This is a genomic window from Nostoc favosum CHAB5714, assembly GCF_020829495.1.
Lineage (GTDB): Bacteria > Cyanobacteriota > Cyanobacteriia > Cyanobacteriales > Nostocaceae > Nostoc > Nostoc favosum.
This window is the reverse complement of record NZ_JAIVFQ010000112.1, coordinates 1-19,502: the sequence shown is the minus strand read 5'-3', so window position 1 is coordinate 19,502 and position 19,502 is coordinate 1. Positions and strand designations below refer to the sequence as shown.

Annotated in this window: 24 protein-coding genes and 2 pseudogenes; 17 read left to right on the top strand and 9 right to left on the bottom strand. The window is 42.8% G+C overall.

Annotated features, from left to right (window positions below):
• Nucleotides 1–182: 182 nt before the first annotated feature.
• From LC586_RS34610 to LC586_RS34575, 8 genes are all read left to right on the top strand, one after another.
• The gene (locus LC586_RS34610; protein ID WP_229490012.1) at nt 183–587 is read left to right on the top strand and encodes a hypothetical protein; all 405 of its coding nucleotides are present in this window, start codon (nt 183–185) and stop codon (nt 585–587) included.
• 65 nt (nt 588–652) lie between these two features.
• The gene (locus LC586_RS34605; RefSeq protein WP_229490010.1) at nt 653–883 is read left to right on the top strand and encodes a hypothetical protein; all 231 of its coding nucleotides are present in this window, start codon (nt 653–655) and stop codon (nt 881–883) included.
• The gene (locus LC586_RS34600) at nt 880–1,278 is read left to right on the top strand and encodes a helix-turn-helix domain-containing protein (RefSeq protein ID WP_229490009.1); all 399 of its coding nucleotides are present in this window, start codon (nt 880–882) and stop codon (nt 1,276–1,278) included. The genes LC586_RS34605 and LC586_RS34600 overlap by 4 nt, the downstream gene beginning before the upstream one ends.
• Nucleotides 1,275–2,309 (top strand): DNA cytosine methyltransferase, encoded by a 1,035-nt coding sequence (locus tag LC586_RS34595; RefSeq protein WP_229490008.1) that lies wholly within the window; start codon nt 1,275–1,277, stop codon nt 2,307–2,309. The genes LC586_RS34600 and LC586_RS34595 overlap by 4 nt, the downstream gene beginning before the upstream one ends.
• On the top strand, nt 2,302–2,760 hold the full coding sequence (locus tag LC586_RS34590; protein WP_229490007.1) for a DUF1392 domain-containing protein: 459 nt from the start codon (nt 2,302–2,304) through the stop codon (nt 2,758–2,760). The genes LC586_RS34595 and LC586_RS34590 overlap by 8 nt, the downstream gene beginning before the upstream one ends.
• Nucleotides 2,761–2,804: 44 nt before the next feature.
• Nucleotides 2,805–3,566 (top strand): hypothetical protein, encoded by a 762-nt coding sequence (locus tag LC586_RS34585; RefSeq protein ID WP_229490006.1) that lies wholly within the window; start codon nt 2,805–2,807, stop codon nt 3,564–3,566.
• Between the two features lie 49 nt (nt 3,567–3,615).
• The gene (locus tag LC586_RS34580) at nt 3,616–4,215 is read left to right on the top strand and encodes an alpha-ketoglutarate-dependent dioxygenase AlkB family protein (protein WP_229490005.1); all 600 of its coding nucleotides are present in this window, start codon (nt 3,616–3,618) and stop codon (nt 4,213–4,215) included.
• A gap of 228 nt (nt 4,216–4,443) precedes the next feature.
• A complete protein-coding gene (locus LC586_RS34575; protein ID WP_229490004.1) occupies nt 4,444–7,770 on the top strand; it encodes a plasmid replication protein, CyRepA1 family in 3,327 nt (1,108 codons plus the stop codon).
• 23 nt (nt 7,771–7,793) lie between these two features.
• On the opposite strand, the gene LC586_RS40940 is transcribed toward LC586_RS34575, so the two are convergent.
• From LC586_RS40940 to LC586_RS34565, 3 genes are all read right to left on the bottom strand, one after another.
• The gene (locus LC586_RS40940; protein WP_267921783.1) at nt 7,794–7,925 is read right to left on the bottom strand and encodes a hypothetical protein; all 132 of its coding nucleotides are present in this window, start codon (nt 7,923–7,925) and stop codon (nt 7,794–7,796) included.
• A gap of 141 nt (nt 7,926–8,066) precedes the next feature.
• Nucleotides 8,067–9,221: a HEAT repeat domain-containing protein gene (locus LC586_RS34570; protein WP_229490003.1), complete on the bottom strand. Its 1,155-nt coding sequence runs from the start codon at nt 9,219–9,221 to the stop codon at nt 8,067–8,069.
• Nucleotides 9,178–9,675 carry a hypothetical protein gene (locus tag LC586_RS34565; protein ID WP_229490002.1) on the bottom strand — a complete coding sequence of 166 codons (498 nt, stop codon included), beginning with the start codon at nt 9,673–9,675 and terminating at the stop codon, nt 9,178–9,180. The genes LC586_RS34570 and LC586_RS34565 overlap by 44 nt, the downstream gene beginning before the upstream one ends.
• A 185-nt stretch (nt 9,676–9,860) precedes the next feature.
• On the opposite strand from LC586_RS34565, the gene LC586_RS34560 reads away from it, so the two are divergent.
• Nucleotides 9,861–10,874: an IS701 family transposase gene (locus LC586_RS34560; RefSeq protein WP_229490001.1), complete on the top strand. Its 1,014-nt coding sequence runs from the start codon at nt 9,861–9,863 to the stop codon at nt 10,872–10,874.
• Nucleotides 10,875–11,186: 312 nt separating this feature from the next.
• On the opposite strand, the pseudogene LC586_RS41275 reads toward LC586_RS34560, so the two are convergent.
• Both LC586_RS41275 and LC586_RS34550 read right to left on the bottom strand, forming a co-directional pair.
• A pseudogene (locus tag LC586_RS41275) lies at nt 11,187–11,378 on the bottom strand (hypothetical protein); the annotation flags it as partial.
• A gap of 2 nt (nt 11,379–11,380) precedes the next feature.
• Nucleotides 11,381–11,566: pseudogene (locus tag LC586_RS34550) on the bottom strand (IS701 family transposase); the annotation flags it as partial.
• Nucleotides 11,567–12,218: 652 nt separating this feature from the next.
• Here LC586_RS34550 and cutA point away from each other — a divergent pair.
• The 3 genes from cutA (at nt 12,219) to LC586_RS34535 (ending at nt 13,444) form a co-directional block, all read left to right on the top strand.
• Entirely contained in the window at nt 12,219–12,533 is a 315-nt protein-coding gene (cutA, locus tag LC586_RS34545) for a divalent-cation tolerance protein CutA (protein WP_229490000.1), read from the top strand.
• Nucleotides 12,534–12,717: 184 nt separating this feature from the next.
• The gene (locus LC586_RS34540; protein ID WP_229489998.1) at nt 12,718–12,876 is read left to right on the top strand and encodes a hypothetical protein; all 159 of its coding nucleotides are present in this window, start codon (nt 12,718–12,720) and stop codon (nt 12,874–12,876) included.
• Nucleotides 12,863–13,444, top strand: coding sequence for a hypothetical protein (locus LC586_RS34535; RefSeq protein ID WP_229490014.1), 582 nt, complete (start codon nt 12,863–12,865; stop codon nt 13,442–13,444). The genes LC586_RS34540 and LC586_RS34535 overlap by 14 nt, the downstream gene beginning before the upstream one ends.
• 497 nt (nt 13,445–13,941) lie before the next feature.
• On the opposite strand, the gene LC586_RS34525 is transcribed toward LC586_RS34535, so the two are convergent.
• From LC586_RS34525 to LC586_RS34510, 4 genes are all read right to left on the bottom strand, one after another.
• Entirely contained in the window at nt 13,942–14,091 is a 150-nt protein-coding gene (locus LC586_RS34525; protein ID WP_229489997.1) for a hypothetical protein, read from the bottom strand.
• Nucleotides 14,092–14,149: 58 nt separating this feature from the next.
• Entirely contained in the window at nt 14,150–14,326 is a 177-nt protein-coding gene (locus tag LC586_RS34520; RefSeq protein WP_229489996.1) for a hypothetical protein, read from the bottom strand.
• Between the two features lie 922 nt (nt 14,327–15,248).
• The gene (locus LC586_RS34515) at nt 15,249–15,593 is read right to left on the bottom strand and encodes a transposase (protein WP_229489995.1); all 345 of its coding nucleotides are present in this window, start codon (nt 15,591–15,593) and stop codon (nt 15,249–15,251) included.
• A 234-nt stretch (nt 15,594–15,827) separates the two neighbouring features.
• Nucleotides 15,828–16,220: a helix-turn-helix domain-containing protein gene (locus LC586_RS34510; RefSeq protein WP_229489994.1), complete on the bottom strand. Its 393-nt coding sequence runs from the start codon at nt 16,218–16,220 to the stop codon at nt 15,828–15,830.
• A gap of 455 nt (nt 16,221–16,675) precedes the next feature.
• Between LC586_RS34510 and LC586_RS34505 the strand changes: the two genes are divergently transcribed.
• The 5 genes from LC586_RS34505 to LC586_RS34485 all read left to right on the top strand — a co-directional run.
• Complete coding sequence (locus LC586_RS34505; protein WP_229489993.1) at nt 16,676–17,122, top strand: hypothetical protein; 447 nt, start codon at nt 16,676–16,678, stop codon at nt 17,120–17,122.
• A 61-nt stretch (nt 17,123–17,183) separates the two neighbouring features.
• A complete protein-coding gene (locus tag LC586_RS34500) occupies nt 17,184–17,480 on the top strand; it encodes a hypothetical protein (RefSeq protein WP_229489992.1) in 297 nt (98 codons plus the stop codon).
• A complete protein-coding gene (locus LC586_RS34495; RefSeq protein WP_229489991.1) occupies nt 17,474–17,686 on the top strand; it encodes a hypothetical protein in 213 nt (70 codons plus the stop codon). Before LC586_RS34500 ends, LC586_RS34495 begins: the two co-directional genes overlap by 7 nt.
• A gap of 188 nt (nt 17,687–17,874) precedes the next feature.
• Nucleotides 17,875–18,552, top strand: a complete 678-nt coding sequence (locus tag LC586_RS34490) for a hypothetical protein (RefSeq protein ID WP_229489989.1) — start codon at nt 17,875–17,877, stop codon at nt 18,550–18,552.
• A partial coding sequence (locus LC586_RS34485) for a strawberry notch family protein (RefSeq protein WP_309143422.1) occupies nt 18,506–19,502 on the top strand: 997 nt, incomplete at its 3' end. The genes LC586_RS34490 and LC586_RS34485, both read left to right, overlap by 47 nt.

Sequence of the window (19,502 nt, the reverse complement as noted above, 5' to 3'; positions counted from 1 at the left end):
AAGATGGTTCGGTTGGAGGTATGCAATTGGACAAGCACCAAATTACTGAGGAGCCGGATGAGGTGAAAGTCTCACGTCCGGTTTTGAAGACGAGTCGCTTTGGTGACGAGGTGGCTTAGTTTAATTGCAATCTTTACGATGCAGCAAACAAGACCAAGATTTATAGGGAATGGAGTAGAGATTTGGATTGGGCAACAATCATTCGTGACATCCAATCTCTTCTAGGTGGTACTTCATCAACTATTTCAGCCACACCAAAACTTAGCGTAGTCCCTCAACCAGTACATCCTCAAGACTTACGAATTAAAAATATCCGCACTTTGCTTGATTATCCGCTTGATTTGGTCAGAGAGTGGTTGCAATTTCAAGACACAAATAGCCCCAGCCAATTGCATATTAGCAAGATTGATGAACTGGTGAAGACTATGTGTTTGGCTTGGGCAGCAGGCAAGTGTGACCATCCCAATCATGCCGAATCTTCGTATCAAAAGCTAGTTGTTGATGCTGTTGCTAGCGGTGCGGATGAGTTAGCAACAATCAGCGCATGGATGCAACAGTTGCAAGCGGTAAAGACTGGAGCAGTGTAAATCAGAATCAGGATTCAGAATATTTTTACTTCTGAATCCTCAATTAATCACACAGGAATTGAGCCATGAAAGTCATCGTCACAGTAGTAGATAAAATCACCAGCGAAGCGCACCTAAATATTCCTGATGGACTCTCGGAATCGGCAATCAAGCAGCACATCACAGACCTCTACAACAGTGGTGAAATGCTGATTGATTTGAATATTGCTCAGGTGGAGTTTGAATCTATCAGCGCTCGGATTGTACAAGAACAAGCTGACACTAATTCTATCTCTTTATCAGAGGTGACATTATGAATACCAAATGGAGTGATGAAGAACTAGCAATTATCGAAGCTAAGGCTGAAGTCTATACAGTCAAACAAATAGCTTCAATCTTCAAAAAAAGAGGATACCAACGCACACCAATTGCAATTTATCTGAAGTTAAATAGCTTAGGTTATTCAGCACGCCCCACGCTTGATAATTATAGCTGCCAGGAAATTGCTCAAGTTCTTCAATTGAATTTCTCAACTGTTACAAGATGGGTAAAACGAGGATGGCTTAAAGCTACAAAACGTTCTGCTAGACATTATCAGATTCGGAAATGGCATCTTAAGCAGTTTCTTGACCATCCACCTCAATCAATTAAAAAACGTATTACCTCTCTTGATCCAGAAGCAATTAATTACTTGTTAGGGAGACGAGCATGATTGACCAAATCACTCCCCTGGAAACTCAAAAAGTTATTGACCTCTGCTCCGGTATTGGTGGCTTCACCCTCGGTCACTTGATTAGTGGTGGTTTTGAAACTGTAGCTTTTTGCGAGATTAATCAGTACTGCCAACAACTGCTTAATCTCAGATTCCCAAATATTCCAATTATCCCAGATATCCATGATATTACAACTGAGTCTTTGGCCGGAGTCGGAGTTAGAGAAGTTGACGGTATCATCGCCGGACTCCCTTGCCCTCCCTTTAGCCTCGCCGGAAAACGTCTTGCATCCCAGGATGAACGCAACCTGTTCGGTGAATTCTTTAGAATCCTTCGCCAAGTTCGACCAAGATGGGCAATTGTGGAAAACGTACCCGGATTGCTTACTGCTGAGGGAAGTGGATTTTTCCGTGGTGTACTCTGGGAGTTTGCCCAGATGGGGTTCGATGTGCAGTGGGGAGTGCTTTCGGCGAACCAAGTGGGGGCCATTCATAAACGAGAAAGAGTTTGGATTATTGCTACCGACTCCCAAAGCTCAAGACAGCATACATCCTGGAACCAGTACACACAAAGCGGGACAAACACTGCATCTGTCGGCGGCGGTGATGATGCCTACACAAACCTTGATAGATGCCAACAACAATTACAGAAAACCAACAAAAGGGGGCAGAAACCTTGCTTACGAGGTGGGCAGCACTCCAAATCGTTCTCTCAATCCACTTTTTGTCAGCGCGATCATGGGCTTTCCCAACGGTTGGGTAGATATCTCATGCGACAGTCAGACCTTGACAGATGGCTGTGTGCTGCCACAATCCCCAGCTTCCATCGGCTCAGTCGTAAAGAAATTGCAGCGCTTACGCCGGATTGCCAGAAGGAATATCGTCAACTCTATGCACAATACCAAAGCATTAGAAGACAACACAAACAACAGTTGATCGCTCTGGGCAATGCGATTGTTCCCCAATGCGCTGCACTGATTTTTGAGCGATTGAAAAGAATTTTATCCCAACAACAGAAAATACATGATTGAGTTAATTACTGCTTTTGAAACGAGTTGGTATCTTTCTCCTCCTTGGGGGCAAACAATTCCACCTGTTGCAATTAATTTACTGGAAAGAGTATACCTCCGAACCACGAGAACATTCGGCTATTGTTGCGGTATTCAGTGGAAGCATGAAATTTGGTTTTATTCAATTGATTGCCGTAATGAAATCCTTCACGCCACACAAAACCAAATCATCGGGACAGGTCAGTTAGAAACCCTCAATGTGCAAAAACCTGCTTTCGTTCTGGGTGAAAGAGTGATGCTATGTACTCACGATAAGAGAACAAAGCAACGGCTGATTTTGGGGATAGCGCTGGTGAATAATTCTTGGTTTTACGTTGTTGAATTGATGTCGCCAACGTTAACTCAATCACGGACTATATCTAATCGTTTCTCACTGGTTGGTGAAAAAAGCTTAGTGCGGGTAAATGTTTAATTCTTTCTAATCACACAACAAAAAATTATCACCAAACTAAAGTTATGTCACAAATTGAAATCGCCGAAATCATCGAACAGATAAAACAAGAGATTGAAGTTGAAGCTAATGGTGAAGCGAAAGCCAGTGTTAGAGCAACTGCAAGACTGGCTGGGGTTGATGACGAATCTATCAGAAAAGCTTTAAAATCAAGCGCCGACCTAGCACCATCAAAATTAGCCAAAGAGCTTATGTTACAAGGATTTTCAGCCGCCGACCTCAGCCAGTGGAGAACCAACGGAATCCCTGATATAGCGATCGCAATCATCCTAGAGTACTACGCTTACGAAGCTGGTAGATACTGTACCAAGCAAGCCAGATTGGTATGCCGTTCATTCAATACCATCGGTATTCGGGCGTGGATTCAAGATAAATTGGGCTGGACTAAACCCGCCTCAAATAGCGAAACAGCGATGACTCAAATACAGTTACTCGCCGCTCTAGCACAACAATTGGCAGAGCAAGAACAGCATTTACTCCAACAACAACAGCAACAGACCGAAATTTTGCACCGACTAAAAGCCGTTGAAGTTGAGCAAGACAGAGTAAATACCCCATGTGGACATAAATACAGTGTTGTTGGATTCGCCAATCTTCAAGGTTTAGAAATATCGGTTAAAGAAGCCAGTACTAAAGGTCGAAAAGCCAGTGCATTGTGCCGAAAACAAGGAATAGAAATAGAACGCATTCATGACCCACGTTTTGGAAAAGTCGGTTTGTATCCAGAAAGTATTTTGGTTGAGGTTTTTAAAGCCGAACAAAACTAACTAACAGTAATTGTCTTCGCTACACGTTCTTTAGTTGGATAAAACTACCATGCAACAACTCACACTTTTCTCTGAATACACGCCAGTTTTACCAGTCACTTACTACTCCAATTTCTTAAGCCTTGAACAAGCAAACGAACTCTACCAACACTGCTTGAAACTGGAGTGGCAGCAGAATCAAATCAGAATCGCGGGTAAAACAATGCCCGTCCCGCGCCTTGAATGTATTTACGGGGACTACGGCTGCGATTACCTTTACTCCAACAGCGTGTTCTTGAAACCCCTGACTTGGACAGATGCTCTGTCTAAGTTACGAGATAGAATCACCGCTTTGACTGGCTACAAATTCCGCATCGTCATTGGCAACCAGTACCGCACGGGGACTGATTCTATCGGGTGGCACTCCGACAATGAACCATCGATGGGATTTAACCCTGCGATCGCTTCCCTTAGCCTCGGTGGTGTTCGCAAATTCCAAATCAAACCGAGAAATGGCAAACCCACTGACTTTTGGCTGGAACATGGCAGTTTGCTTGTGATGCACCCAGGCTGTCAGTCCACACATCTGCATCAGGTTCCCAAGACCAACAAAGTAGTCGGCACTCGGATTAATCTGACTTTCCGACCACATACCGGAGGTGGGAGATGATTCTGACTTGGACTAAATCATGTAAAATGACAGTTTTTTAGTTCATGTGTACTACTTAGTCCGGTTAAAAAGCAGTCAATAGGACGAAAAAAACAACTACCAATACAAGTCCTGTTGATTGCTGAACTGAAAACGACGGTTTTTTAACCTGTAGCTGCGTAACTAACAGCAAAGGCGGTATGACTCAATACCCCAAGCTTTGCATTGCTTCAAAATACTGGAGGGGATATGCGTATAATCGAATCTGATTCTCAAGCAAAACATTTAACCCAATGGCTCAACAGTAGCATTGACGAAGAAATCTTTTACCTGAACGTGAAATCGCTCTACGGGACGTTACCCTACGAATATCTTCTCTACAGTCCCAAAATCTCCCGTCGCAATGATGGGCGGCTCAGAGACAGGGATTTAAAGAAATACCAGCACATTGAGCTAGGCGGCTGGTGGTGCAGTGGCGTTGACCCTCTCAACAACTACGTCAGTATGATGTGGGGCTGTTTCAAACCCGACTTCCCCAGACGCGATCGCCAGAAAATTCACAAATTCATCAAGTACGAACATCCATATAGAGAAGAGACACGCGCCTTCTTCCTCTTAGTACCGAATCGCATCTGGGTGAAAGTGTCCAACCGTAGTGGCATCCCCATTACTGAAGAAGACCTACAACATCCTGGCGGCTTCTGGCGCTGGGTATGGCGGCATAATGTGCCAGTGACAATCGTGGAAGGTGTCAAAAAAGCGGGGGCGTTATTGACTGTCGGTTATGCTGCGATCGCAATTCCTGGCGTTAACGCTGGATACCGCACACCGCAAGATGAGTACGGTAACGCCACTTGTGTTGAGCGGAGTCGAAACATCGGTAAACCATCCCTGATTCCTGACTTGAAACATTTTGCAACACAGGGGAGACTTGTTAACATCTGCTTTGACCAGGACAATAAACCAGAGACAGCCCAGCGAGTCAGAACCGCCATCAGTCGCATGGGACGGCTGCTGGTAAATGAGGGTTGTTCGCTGCGAGTGATTGATTTACCGTTAGGGCCAGAGAAAGGGGTTGATGATTTTATCGTTGCCAAGGGTCAGCCGGCATTTGACGCACTTTACAATACGGCTGTTGCACTGGAGTTATGGGAGATTAAGCTGTTCACTCTGCTGACTTACCCGCCGTCAATCGCTCTCAACCAACGATTCCTCGGTCATCTGCTTGTACCCGAAGGCGAAAAACTGATTATCCTCAAAGCTCCCAAAGGCACGGGTAAAACCGAATGGCTGTCCCAAGAAGTGGCGAAAGCACACGACCAAGAGAGACGGGTATTAATCATCACCCACCGTATTCAACTGGGTGAGGCGTTGTGTAATCGGTTTGGTGTTAATTATGTTACCGAAGTCCATACCTCAGAAACAGGCACATTATTAGGATACGGGGTGTGCGTTGATTCACTGCATCAAGAAAGTCAGGCGCGATTCAACCCTAACGACTGGTCAAATGATGTCATTATTATTGATGAATGCGACCAAGTTTTCTGGCATTTGCTCAACTCTGGTACGGAGGTGCAAAAGCGTCGAGTATCTGTTCTCAAAAACCTTAAACAACTAGTGCAGAATGTTTTGGGCAGTAGTCAAGGAAAGATTTACCTGTCTAGTGCCGATGTTTCTGACACAGATGTAAAGTATGTTTTATCACTCGCTGGAGAATATCGAGTTAACCCGTTTGTAATCGTCAACAATTATCGCCACGTAGCCGGAAACTGTTACAACTACTCTGGCAGTAACCCGAAGAATTTGATTGCGGCACTGGACAAAGCCATTGCTAAAAGTGGACATCATTTATTATGCTGCTCTGCTCAAAAAGCTAAGTCTAAATGGGGAACCCAAGCGCTTGAAGAACGTTTTCGCCGCAAATTCCCTCACTTGCGAATCCTGAGAATTGACAGCGAATCTGTTGCTGATCCATCTCATGCGGCTTTCGGTTGTATCGCTCACCTGAACGAAATTCTTACCCAGTATGATTTGGTTATCGCTTCTCCAAGTTTAGAAACTGGGGTATCCATTGATATTCGAGGACATTTCAGCGCTGTTTGGGGGATTTTCCAGGGAGTGCAGCCTGTTAACTCTGTGCGGCAGATGTTGGCACGGGTTAGGAAAACAGTTGACCGTCACATTTGGGTCAGAGAGTGGGGGATGTCGGTTGTAGGCAATGGTTCCACAACGATAGCAGGATTGTTGAGAAGTCAACACGTTGCGACACAAGCTAACATTGCGCTGTTGTCGGCGGCGGATAATGACGACTACAGCTATGTTGACCAGAACTTCCAGCCCGAATCTTTGCAGACTTGGGGCAAGCGTGGTTCTGTTATAAACGTAGAGATGCGGCGCTATCGAGAGTCTGTTCTTGCGGGTTTGGTCGAGGATGGGTACACCATTATCGATGCTGATGATGCTGATGATGGTGAAAGTGGGGCTGTAATCGAGTCGGTTAAAGCCGCGTCTGTTGAATTGTATGCTGCTGAGTGTGAAGCGATCGCGGATTCTGATGAACTCTCCCCAACTGAATTGAAGAAGCTGCAAGACAAACGTGCCAAAACGAAAACTGAACGACATCAGCAGCGCAAGGCCGAATTGTCCCGTCGCTATGAAGTTGATGTTACCCCTGAGCTTGTGGAGAAAGATGATGACGGGTGGTATCCTCAACTGCGGATGCACTATTATTTGACACTGGGGCGAGAGTTTCTGACCAATCGTGATGCTAAACGAGCTAAGGCGCAGTTAGAATTGGGGGAGAATTCGATTTGGAAACCAGATTTTAACAAGGGGCAGTTATTACTTGCTGTACTGTTATTGGCAAAACTCAATCTCTTGCAACTGCTAAAGCCTGGGGTGAAGTGGCGTTCAACTGATGCAAAAATGCAGGAGTTGAAACGGGCTGCTGTAGAAAATCGCTATTTCATCAAGACTTGTTTGAATGTGACTGTTAGCGAGAAGTTAACGCCAGTGGCGATCGCACAGAAGCTGCTCAACAAGATTGATTTGAAACTGGACTATGTGGGTCGGTTGGGTAAGCGTGAAAATCGTGAGTGCGTTTATCAATTCGTTGCTCCTGATGACCAGCGTGATTCGATTTTTGGGCAGTGGTTAAATCGGGATGAAGCAACTAAAAGTGAGTCGGTGTCAGTCACGAATAATATAGAGTTAACCACACCCCTCATTGACACCACCTCACAGTTAATCAGAGAAAATTCTGAATCCGTGTCAGTCACGAATAATATAGAGTTAACCACACCCGTCATTGACACCCAATTCCTTAACATTCCCCAAACAGTTAGCCAGGACGAAGATACCAAAGTCCAAGGCTGGAAGGGGTTAAGCCTGAAATTGCGCCAAGGACTCAACAGTGCTGGTCAGCTCTACCAACAGCTAGTCTCCAAGGTAGGCGAGGCTGTGGGCGTTGCTGATGGTGAGCCTTACTGGAACGGATATTTGGGTCAGTGGATGCTTGGTGTTAATTTTGCTTTGGGATGTAAGTCTGTGGTGTGCGATTGGCTGGTGGGGGTGTAGGTCATTCATAAAATTCATGCCTATTAATCACAGAGATTAGCAAGAAGCGCAATAGCTTTAGCGACACCGAATAGTCTTCCGTAGGCATTACTCAAAAGCTGTGCAAGAACCGGTTGATTTTCATCTAGACTTTTTTGTGTTTGGAGATAATCCATAAAATATTGGGCGTTGCATATTTGCGGGATGATTTAGGTAACTTCTAAAATCTCCCCCTGCTTCCTCTGCCTCCCCTGCCTCAAGAGCTTGCCCCAATTCATCTTATCGAGCAAGAATCTTCGTTTGTAAATTAGTTCAGTCTATGATGGTATCGTGTCAATTTGGCTATGCCAAGCTTGATAAAATGCTTCATAAGTTATATTTTCGGCACAGTACCAGATTAAATTGTAATAGTCTCGATGGGATTCCAACTCATCTTCCTGTACGGTATCTGCAAAACGATCTCTAAGGTAAACAATTACTTTTGGCAACTGTTCATCAATTAGGATTTCTTTTAAATTATCTACTGTACGTTTGCGTAAGGGTATACTTTGGGTTGATTTAACTAATTGCAGTAAGCTGGTAAATGCCAGAGTATTTCTTGGGTCACATTGGGCTAATTTATAAGCTATGCGTCTTTTAGTGTCTTCATCTTCACATGAGGAGATGCTACGGATTAAGGCTGTGATTTTTTCAGGTAAAAGGGACAAAGGTAATTTATTTTTTTGTGTTCGTTTACTCTGCAATTTATTTGTAATTTCCTGACCAAGTAGAGTTGCTAAATTCTCGCTTGCTTGGCGACGCACAGATGAATCTGTTGCTGCTGTGGTAATTTTTTCTAACGTAGAAATAGCGAGTACATTTCTGAAATCAATCTTGCCTAAACTATAAGCAGCCTTGCGGCAGGTAGCTTCATTGTTAGTGGTATCAACAATTTGCATCAATGCAGTAATCGCTATTTGATTTCCAGCATCAACTCTGCCCAGACTATAAGCAGCTTGCCAACGAATAGTTTCATGACGAGCTATTTTAACCAGATTTTCCAGAGAGGAGATCGCAATCTTATTCCCAGGGTCAAAAGTCTTACCTAAACTATAGGCTGCATTCCAACTATCAAAATCATTTTGACAGTCAGTGATAAATTGTTCTAAGGTGGCGATCGCTATAGTACGATCTGTTTTTAGCAACGCTATCCGCGCACCCTCAACAATTGGAGATTGATATCTACACCATTTTTGCTTTTCTGGATGAAAGTAGCCAAAACGCCACTTAATTAACTGTCGCATAATTTCATCAGCTTGCGGGAAACTAGCAAATTCAGCAATTCCCTGTGCTGCTAAAAAATAGGCCTGATAATTATAAAATCCCCCGCATCCATCCTGAAATTGAGTGAGTGCTTGAATAAACTGCTCTTTCTCTATTTGTGTTATATCATCCAGGTAAATCTGCGGTATTTTCCAACAGCCAAACAGCAATTCTCTGCAATAATGTAGTCTTACCTGCGCCTGGTTCACCGACAATCGCAATTCGTTTACTTTGCCTTTGTCCTAGCACCTGTTGAAAAAATTCATTATGGTCAAAGGTTTGGATAATATCCACATCCTCTGGTTCATACAAACGCGAACCTTCTTGAGGAGTTACATCATCACGATGACGTAAACGCTGTTTTCGCTGCACTAAGCCTAAAGGTACGTAAACCTGATTCAGTTCAAAAGTGACACCATCGCCACTGGTGATGGGATTTGTTGTCAGCCGATGATTAAGATTAGCGCGACATAGTTCTTGCCAATTGGGGTATGGAGTGGCATAAGACTCAGAAGAAATGATACTTGGTCTACCTTGTTCTTTGCTTGTGCCCATTACTGCCTTAGACTTTTGTTTATCAGGACTTACGCAACTGGCACAGGCGATCGCTAAATTATAGTACATCTGTATTGCATAACTGACGCAACTGGCACAGCCCGATCGCCACCTTATGGTACAAAAATCTTATTAAGAAGGGAAGTGCCAAGAGGGTATTGCTTAAATTAGTAATAGTAATCGATTCTGTTGAACACTGTTCAAGTTTTTATGAGAAAATTAGCATCTAGTGTATCCAATAAAAGCTGTATTTCATGAGATTTACAAAACTTAACTACTGCCAGTACTTACTGAGTAGTCAAATAAATTACACTATTACAAATTTAGCGGCTCATTTAGAGCAGATCAGTCATGATAAAATTAACCGTTATTTAAAGAATGAGAAATTAACGCCTCGTCTTATTTGGGATAATGTTAAAGATTTAATAGAAATAAATGAGAACGCCTACTTGGTTTTTGATGACACAGTAATTGATAAAAGATACGCTATAGAAATAGAGGCAAGTAAAAGACAATATAGTGGCAACGAGCATGGTATAATTCAAGGGATTGGGCTAGTAAATTGTGTATATGTAAATCATGAAGTCGGGAAATTTTGGGTAGTTGACTATCGTATTTATGACCCAGAAAGAGATGGAAAAACAAAGATAGAACACGTTACAGAGATGCTGCAAAACCTTGTATACCATAAAGGTATACCGTTTACAGCCGTGTTAATGGACAGTTGGTATGCAACAAATAAACTAATGTTGTATATTGATGATTTAGGTAAATATTATTATTGCCCTCTGAAACGTAATCGACTTGTTGACGAGACAAGAGACAAAAAAGATTATCAAAAAATTGAATTATTATCTTGGAATGAGTCAGAATTAAAATTAGGGAAACTAGTTAAAATAAAGAAGTTTCCTAGCGCGAAAAAAGTGAAACTATTCCGGGTGACTGTCTCCACCGACAGAACGGATTTTATCGCTACGAACGATTTCTCTCAAGATTCTACGGACGTTGTACAACAAGTGTGTAAGGTTCGATGGAAAATTGAGGAGTTTCACAGAGAACTAAAGCAATTGACTGGTGTGGAATCATGTCAATGTCGTAAGGGTCGTATTCAAAGAAATCATATTGCCTGCGCTATTTTAGTCTGGCTTAGACTCAAAGATTTAGCTTATAAAACAGGTATTACAATCTATCAAATTAAGCATGGATTGCTGTCAAATTATTTAGTTCAGCAACTCAAACGTCCCGATATTTCCATGTTTATCGTCTAGTTGTTTGGCACCGCCGCGACCTTGACTTTTCACCGCATGTTGAAAAGGATATTTTTAGAGTTTCGCAATCCCGTATTTCTGCGTGGCTCCGAAGTCAATAATCTAAAATTATTGACTTCGGAGCCTGTGGAAAAAGCTACGCTCTTTTGTGGTTTGAGGACTTCCCGTGAAAACTCAGGGGCGCGACCTGGCGATCGCCATTACTTGAGAAAATGGCGATCGCGAAGCGCAGATCGTGCTGTGCCAGTTGCGTCAGTTATACAATACAAATGTACTATAATTTAGCGATCGCCTGTGCCAGTTGCGTAAGTCCTGTTTATGGCGACTTTCCCACTCCCAATCAAATTTTTGAATATTGGCTGCTGTATCTTGGCGTTTGTACCAGAGATTTAAGGTAAAGTGCCAAGTTTCTGAACCGCCGCGAGAAGGACGATTATCTTCTAAAATTTCTAAGAAATCTGCAAACCGTTTTAAAGCTTCTTTAATTTGTTCCGATGTTAATTGGCTTTAGTCTGGTAGACATCTAGTTCTAGTAATCTTTGTAATGGTTTATAAACTTCAAACATTAAGGGAAATGTCATACCCTCGAATAGACCATAAGCTGTAACGGCTACTATTCCGTTCTCTATTTTTCCCAAATTGCCAATATATTGCCGTTTGACATAATCTGTTGTACTCCCCTTCTTTGGGTCTATTGATGAGCGTTGCGGCGTGATGCTGGAGTTTGAGGATGTTAACCCGAACAAATTTGCTCAATTGGTGAAAGATGCCCCACAGTGGACTGAATGGATGGCGTGAGAAAGTTGGGTAGAAAAAGCGACACTTTCTGTTGCTCCGTCAAAATTGGAGATGTCCACGCCTTAAGTGAGGCGTTGGGGACATGGCTGCCTTCATGAAAGTGCCATGCGATCGCCTGAGTAAGTCGCTGATGGCAAGATAAAGATGTAGCATTCTTCTTTAACCGAAAAAAAATCGGCGGACTAATAGTCTTGTCGCCGAAGTCGTCAATGTTTTAATTGCTACTGTTTTGGGAAAAGGTTACCGAGTTTGGGTTAAAGGTTTTTTCTTTTCCCCAAAACCCGAGAAGTATTAAATGGCATCCAACCCTACTGATCCTGTTAGTAGGTAAGCCCAAAACTTCAAAGTAATAGTCACGACTGCTGCCTCAATCGATAGAACAGAGTCAATATACTGGCATAACGAGATAAAATAAGTTTACTTTTGTAGAGAAGTGGGCATCTGTGGAAGCTCTAGATACTCATTTCCCCCATTTGCAAGCAACAGTAGCCCATCAAGAGGGATTAGAGCGTGTTTTCTCACTCTAATTGAAAGTCGGAAACTTTTATGAAAATTTACTATGTAACTTTAAATAATACAGATGAAGCGCGTCAAATTGGTCGGGCATTACTGGAATGTAAGTTAGCAGTTTGTGTCAATTGGTTCCCGATTACTTGTGCTTATAGTTGGCAAGGAGAAATTACTGAAGAACCAGAAGTTGTTTTAATTATCAAAACTCAAGATGGTTATGCTTTAGAAATCGAAAAACTTATTCAAGAGCATATTACTTATACTAATTTTATCGCCGAAATTTCTCCGACAGCAGTTAATCAGGGTTTTGTCAATTGGTTGAATGCAGAAGTTTCACCGCGCTCACAATAGAAATTACCTAATACCATTTCTTCCCCTGCCCCCTGCACCCGTTCGGCTTACCTCGGCTTTGCTCGGCACGAGTCGTTCACGGCAAGCCTTCTTTGGGAGCTTACACAGCGATAGGATATTTTTTTAGTTAGAAGTCCCTTATGCCTCAAAAGCCTTATTCTAACTATTTTACTGGAGGTCAAAAATGGCAGTTCTCAAACTAGAAAATGGAACTCTCCACACCGATTTAATTCACATTGCTCAGGAATTAGCCCCTCTGAATATTCAAATTAATCGTCAGACGGTAGAAGATAACCCCAGACTCCAACATTTGTTGGCACAGGATAGTCTTGTGTCAGATTGAGGGGCAGCGCAATTGGTCGATTAATAATTTACGTTTTGATCTGCGTTCGCCCTTGGCGTTGGCGAAGCCATCGTTACTCGAAGAGATGGGCAATACGATTATTCCTTTGGGCGACGGTGGTGATGAAGCGACTTCCCGGTGGATGAAGGCGGCTGGTATTGCCATCGATGAGGAGCATTACCGTAAAGTTGCCAATGCTAAAAATATTGACAGGAGGACTTACAACAGCAGGCAGCATCAGGATTATCTCAAGCCGGAGGAAGTTTTGGAATGTGAGAAGTTCCGCATTCAGGACACTTACGGGATGAGCGTAACTCCTGAACTCGTGGAGAAAGATGACGGGGGTAAGTTAATTAAAAAGATTGTCGCGCTGGAGGCAATATTAGCAGCGCCGGGAGAAATGATTACTGATGACCAGGGGCTCTCGTGTGTTTCACCGCCGACTGTGGTCGTGGAACGGGATAAATCGGAACGGGAGCAGCTAGCCATCTGCACTGAGGGTTGTAGAATAACTGCCCACTCACAGGATCGTAGACAATTTTCGCCGTGCTCGTCCCAGCTTTATTAGTGACTTGAAAATCACTCAAGTTGCTCAAACCTGTTCCTTTTGTGTTAGCGATCGCACTAAAGGTAGTCTTATCCAGTACAATCTTGTCACCTTGGGAACTATTAAAGTCATTAATGGTATCTACACCAACAGCAGAAGAGGCAAAGGGAGCATTGGTATTGTAAAGGAATCTGTCAGCATCGGCACCGCCAACCAGAATATCATCACTAGCAGCACCGATGAGAATATCATTACCAGTGCCACCTCTCAAAAGGTCATTGCAGAAATCAGTTTTCTTGATACGGCAAAAATCCTAGCTTTTTGGCAAAAGCTTTTTCGATGTCAACAAAGCGCGATCGCGGGGCTTCACAAATCCCTCAGAAAAGAGTAAGGTTATTTCTTGAGGGGTTAGGATTTCCGACTTGCCAAAACGGTTGATTTTCATGGGCTTGGGGCTACATTATCAAATTCAGTAAAGGTATTGCTGTAATCCAAGAAAACAACCCAACAAAAATAGACTAATGAAAACCAACTTGGTCTTGTCCACTGTAGCCGAGGTATCCATCGCTCAGTTCCAACTTCTCTGGGGTAAATTCCACGTATTGGTCAAAAGTAATACTAGCAGGTTCAATCCTGGGTTGTGGGAGTTCTGGTTTATTGTTTGTCATGATAAATGCAATCTGCAAGCTGTTTGTAAGTTTTTGGATTTAAATCAGCAGTAATTTTTTACTGGAAAAATTTTACAATTAGAATAGTTACTGCAATTAATACTGTATTTTCTACTATTATTTTTGCAGTAATTTTGCTGTCTCTTGAATCAAAGCCATGAGTAGCTTGGCTTTCTTTCTTCAGCCCTGTATATTCCTGCCGATAAAGACAGCGCTCTCGATTGAGTTGTGGCACGAAAGCGGAACTAGATTAAAGTAAGTTCAAAAAAGCTCCCCTACAAAGCGGTCTTAGATGATGTTTGAAAAGTATTTGGCTATATCTAAGACTTATTGATCCCCCCTGTGACCGCGCCCACTCCCCGATAAATTGGGGGAGAACCAGAATCTAAGTCCTCCAATTTATCAGGGAATTTAGGAGGTTCTAAAACTTTTTGATACCTACAATAGAACTTTTCAAACATCAAGAAGGAGGAACATCCAGAACTAGTGTGCTTGTTAGAAATCCCTAAAGAGTAACCCCTTGCATACTGTCCTGTGGAGGAACGCCAAAAAAGGCAATTTCCTCAACATTCGATACATTCAACGTGAACTGATCGCGCTTAATAGTGTAATTGTTCGAGCTGCCTAGAATACTGTAATCACTTTTGAAATCAGGCAAAATTAGCTTGTCCGATCCCGAACCACCATCGATCGTGGCATTACCGTAACCAACATCAAATGTGTCGGCTCCATATCCACCCTTAATCACGACATCGGCAATAGCGCCCCCTTGGTTTGAAACGGGATTACCGCTATCATCAATTCGACGGGACTAGAAGTGCCTAAGAATGGGGGCAAAGAAACAATTAGTCTGGACATAATATAATTTTCCGCAATTGTGTGTGATGTGTGTGTAACTTTCGGTAAGCGGTAACTTTGGGGATGCGCTTAAGCGCTGCACACTGTTTGTTTAATTTGCCATTTTCTCTCTTGGTGCAATAACACCTTTAGAACAGCTCCTTTCTTATTTCATGGGAATGAAGTATTCTTATGCAAATCTCCCAATCTTTTTTACAGGGTGTTGAAAAGAGGTCATCAAATCCAAGCGCGTAAGTTCTGCACGGATGCTTATTTCAACCCTCGCTTTGAAAAATCCGATTATACAGCATATTCGGAGCTTATGAGGTACAGTAACAGCAATTTGTAAACCAATTTCTGAGATGTTCAGGATTAATTAATTGAAGTGCTATTTTAATTAAACCATCGACTCCAGATGCAGTCTTGGGAGAAAATTGTTTCAAGAACGCTTTTAACTGTGACCACCAATGTTCAATGGGATTAAATTCCGGGGAATAAGGAGACAGGTACAGAGCACTTGCACCAACAGATTCAATTAAGGGTTTAATTTCTGCGACTTGATGTGCAGGAAGATTATCCTTCCCTTCTACTGCACCAGTCCATAATTGTGGAAGCAAAAAATGTAAGGGTAAAGACTTTATATGCATTTCCATCCATTGAACCATTTAAAGTCATGACAGCTAAAACTTTCTTTAAGCTGATTCCCCCGATTACACTTACTTTCGCCCCTCGATAATATGGTTTAAAATCATACACCCTACTGCGGCGTTCGCCCTTGGCGTTGGCGAAGCCATCGCTTCTGGCATGAGTCCGAGTTAAACCAAGTAAAACACCCATTTCATCAATAAAAACAAGGTCTTCTCGATCTATGTGCTTTACCTTCTCCCAATACTCTATTCTCAGCCTTTGGACTCTTTCTGTTTTCGCTTGGCTACTGCGTAAAGTCTTTTTTTTCGTGTTAGTTTTTGTTTTTGTAATGCACAGCACATTACACTTGCACATACCCAAACGTTATATTTTTCTCCAAAATACTCGCAGTATTCTGATAAAGTTGCGTCTGGATGGCTTTTAACCATTTCGGCTAATTCGCTACCGTACTCATCCAATTTACCCTTAATTGTCCCACCTTGCTTTTTAGGTTCTAGATGACCTTGGGTTTTCTGTAACTGTAGGAGCTTTTGTACATAGCTTTTTGCTACACCAAATTGAACAGCAACTTTTCTGATTGACGTGCCGCCTCGTTCGTATGCATTTACTATTTTTTCTCGCAGATCAACTGAGTACGGTTTCATTGTAGTTCGTAGTTCTTGATGCACTAATATTTAGTGTGCCTCATTTACCTCAAATCTGCTGTAAGTCGGTAGTTGGATTGGGCATACTTTCAATTAATTGTGACGAATACTTTTATTGTTCGTTTGAATAGAATGTCTTATTTCAAGAATTAACTAACAAATCAAATCTTAACCATAGAATTAACCCCAATATTTATCTTTGGGAAAAATTTTATAAACATAATACTTTAAATTTTCAAATAGCTAAATACTAAAAGCTGCTTTATTTTATAACTAAGCTTTAAAAAGACGAAGAAGTTTGGCTAAGTTAAATCAGAGAGATGCTACGCTCAATTTTGAGTGAAGTCCTCTCTTGAAGAGAGGATCTGTTCAAATCCGCTTCACATTTGAACAAGGCTTAAAAACGCTTTGCGTAAATCAGTTGAAAATTACAAATACTTAGTTGAGAAAAAATCATGGATATGCAATCTCTACTCACTTTGACAATCGTAGTCATCTTTTGGGCATTCGTTACTCTCGTTATATTCCAGTTCATTAGCGGACTATTTGTATCGGCTGCTTACGCTAGTAATGTGGTTTTAGTTAGTAATGTAAATATAACCGCTTCTACAATCCCATCAGTATCAGAAGTAATCACACCACAAGCGATGACTTTTGAAAAATTGCCAGATCCTTGGACGTTAGAGGATGAAGTTGTTCATCGTACCAGTAACGAAGCAGTTCTTCTCTCATTCTCTACATTGAGATTATTGCCTCCAATTAAAGAAATTTCACCACAACCAAAACGTACTACTCGTTCAAACAAAGCTAATAATGCTGCCAACAAGTTACCGAAAACTAAAAAGGCTGATGTAAATTCTTCAGGCAAGCGCAAGCCAGGTAGACCGCGTAAAACTGCATAAAAGTTACTCAACTATAACCTCCGATTGATCAACGGAGGTTAAACTTATTTCCTGAAAAATAGTGAACGCGACATATTGTTGTTTATCATCTGCTTTAAATCATATCCCAAGCAATCACTCCCTACTCGAAGCAGCAAGATTTGAATTAGAAATTGCTGTTAGTTGTGCCAAAGAGTATGAGAAAACTTGGCACTCTATTATCTGGATTCAGTCTAACGCTCGAACTAAAAGGAGAGTGCGTGAACAATTAAATCATCTGGCATTTGACTGCTATACACACTTTTTAAAAGCTGTTGATTACCTCAATCAATACGCAGACTTAATGGACGAGCAAAGTAATCAACCTCTTAAGTGGTGAAGCAGCGCGGTCTTCTCCCAAGGGGAGACGCCAAGGGCGATGGGGGTTTCCCCCATGAGCGACTGCACCAAGCCGTTCGCGTTAGCGTCTCCGAAGGAGAAGGATGGTTTGAAGTCAATTGCAGTTTAAATCTGGCTTACACCTCAATCAATCGAGAAAATAAACGGGAAATTTCAACAAGGCAACTGCGCCTGTTTGATAGCTAATAAAGCTCACATATTAGACTTCTTGGCATTTGTAGGGATGTATGGGAAAGGGGAAAGGGAAAAGGAATAAGAAGAAACCTTTCCCCTTTAACATGAACCCCTTTTCCCACAAGAGTGCAAAAGTTACTTTTGCACTCTTGTCTATTAGCTTCGCTTTTTAAAAGTGAAAATTAAAATTATATAGTCCAATGGTACAGCAGCTTTTTACTCAAGGTTCTCTATTCGATTTGCAAACAGTAATCGATTATGGGCAGTCAGTTATTAGTGTTGGCCAAGAGCTTTTAAAACCACTGCTTGAGAATCGCCCTCTTTCTACGAAAACTGTTCAAGCCCAGATGAATCGCTACTTTCTAGGCACTGCCGCGTCTGGTGCATGGCAGTGGAAAGACGCTTACGAAGCTCTTGAAGTGGCGCAAATATTATATCTGCGCCAAAAAGGTTACAAGCTTTTGTTAGAGTCGCCACAAACAGTATTATTGGAATTAGAAAAGCTAGTAGCTCTCTGCCCAACGCAAACACGGCGCAGTGAAGAGTCAGTACAGCTTCAGCAATTCTCGACACCGTTGCCCCTGGCATACTTGGTAGCATTGGCGGGACAAATCAGTAGCAGCGACCTCATCCTTGAGCCAAGTGCCGGAACTGGCTTAATAGCCCAATTTGGGAAACTACAAGGCGCAAGTCTGATGCTCAACGAACTTGCACCCGATAGATCGAAGATTCTGCGTCGGTTGTTTCCCGGCACTCCACTATTTGGAGTCAACGCCGAACAAATCAACGATTACTTAGCCCGCATTTCTCAGCCTTCAGTTGTTCTGATGAATCCACCGTTTTCGTCGTCCCCGAAAATCTGGCTGGTTCCTTGGTGATGGGACGGGTGCTGGTAAGGGTAGACAATGTGCGGGAATCATCCTCGACAACTGGTGTCAGGGACGACGCAAGGCAATCTGGATTTCCAAAAGTGCCGCACTCATAGAAGATGCCCGACGCGATTGGTGTGCGCTCGGAGGTAGTGAAAAAGACATTATCGACCTGAGCAACATCAAACTTGGCGACCCCATCTCTTTCACCCAAGGGATTCTGTTCTGCACCTACTCGACTCTACGCTCTCAAAAGAACGGCAAAAGTCGGCTTAAGCAAATCGTTGAGTGGGCAAGAGCAGACTTTGAGGGAGCGATCGCCTATGACGAGTGCCACAGTATGGGCAATGCAATGGCTCAAGAGGGTAAACTCGGTATGGTTGCAGCATCCCAGCAAGGCATTGTTGGGCTGAGGTTGCAAAACGCATTACCGCAGGCACGGGTTGTCTATGTCTCCGCGACTGGAGCGACGAAAGTTTCTAACCTATCTTATGCAAATCGTCTGGGGCTTTGGCAGACTGGAGATTTCCCGTTTACCTCCCGTGAGGATTTTGTGGAATCCATTGAGGGCGGTGGTATCGCCGCGATGGAGGTAGTAGCCAGGGATCTCAAGGCTTTGGGGCTGTATCTGGCGCGGAGTCTTTCATTCGAGGGGGTGGTTAACGCTCAGGATATCCAATCTGTGGCTGAACAACTCGGACTCAAGAACAAGCTGTTAAGCCCACAAGAGTTAGTCTCTTTAGTGCTAAACGAAGGCTATTCCCAGCAGTTACCGGGTGGCGTAACTTTACGGTGTTCTTACATTGCCGCAGAACCTCGCATAGAACTGGTCAATGCTATCTCACTGGCAGAGCGACTCTTAGCTGTTGGATGTTTCACCGAGATCATCAACTGGCGCAAGCGGTTATTCATTCCGGTTTCAGACAAAGCGCCAGCTATTCTAGCGGCTGTGATTGAAA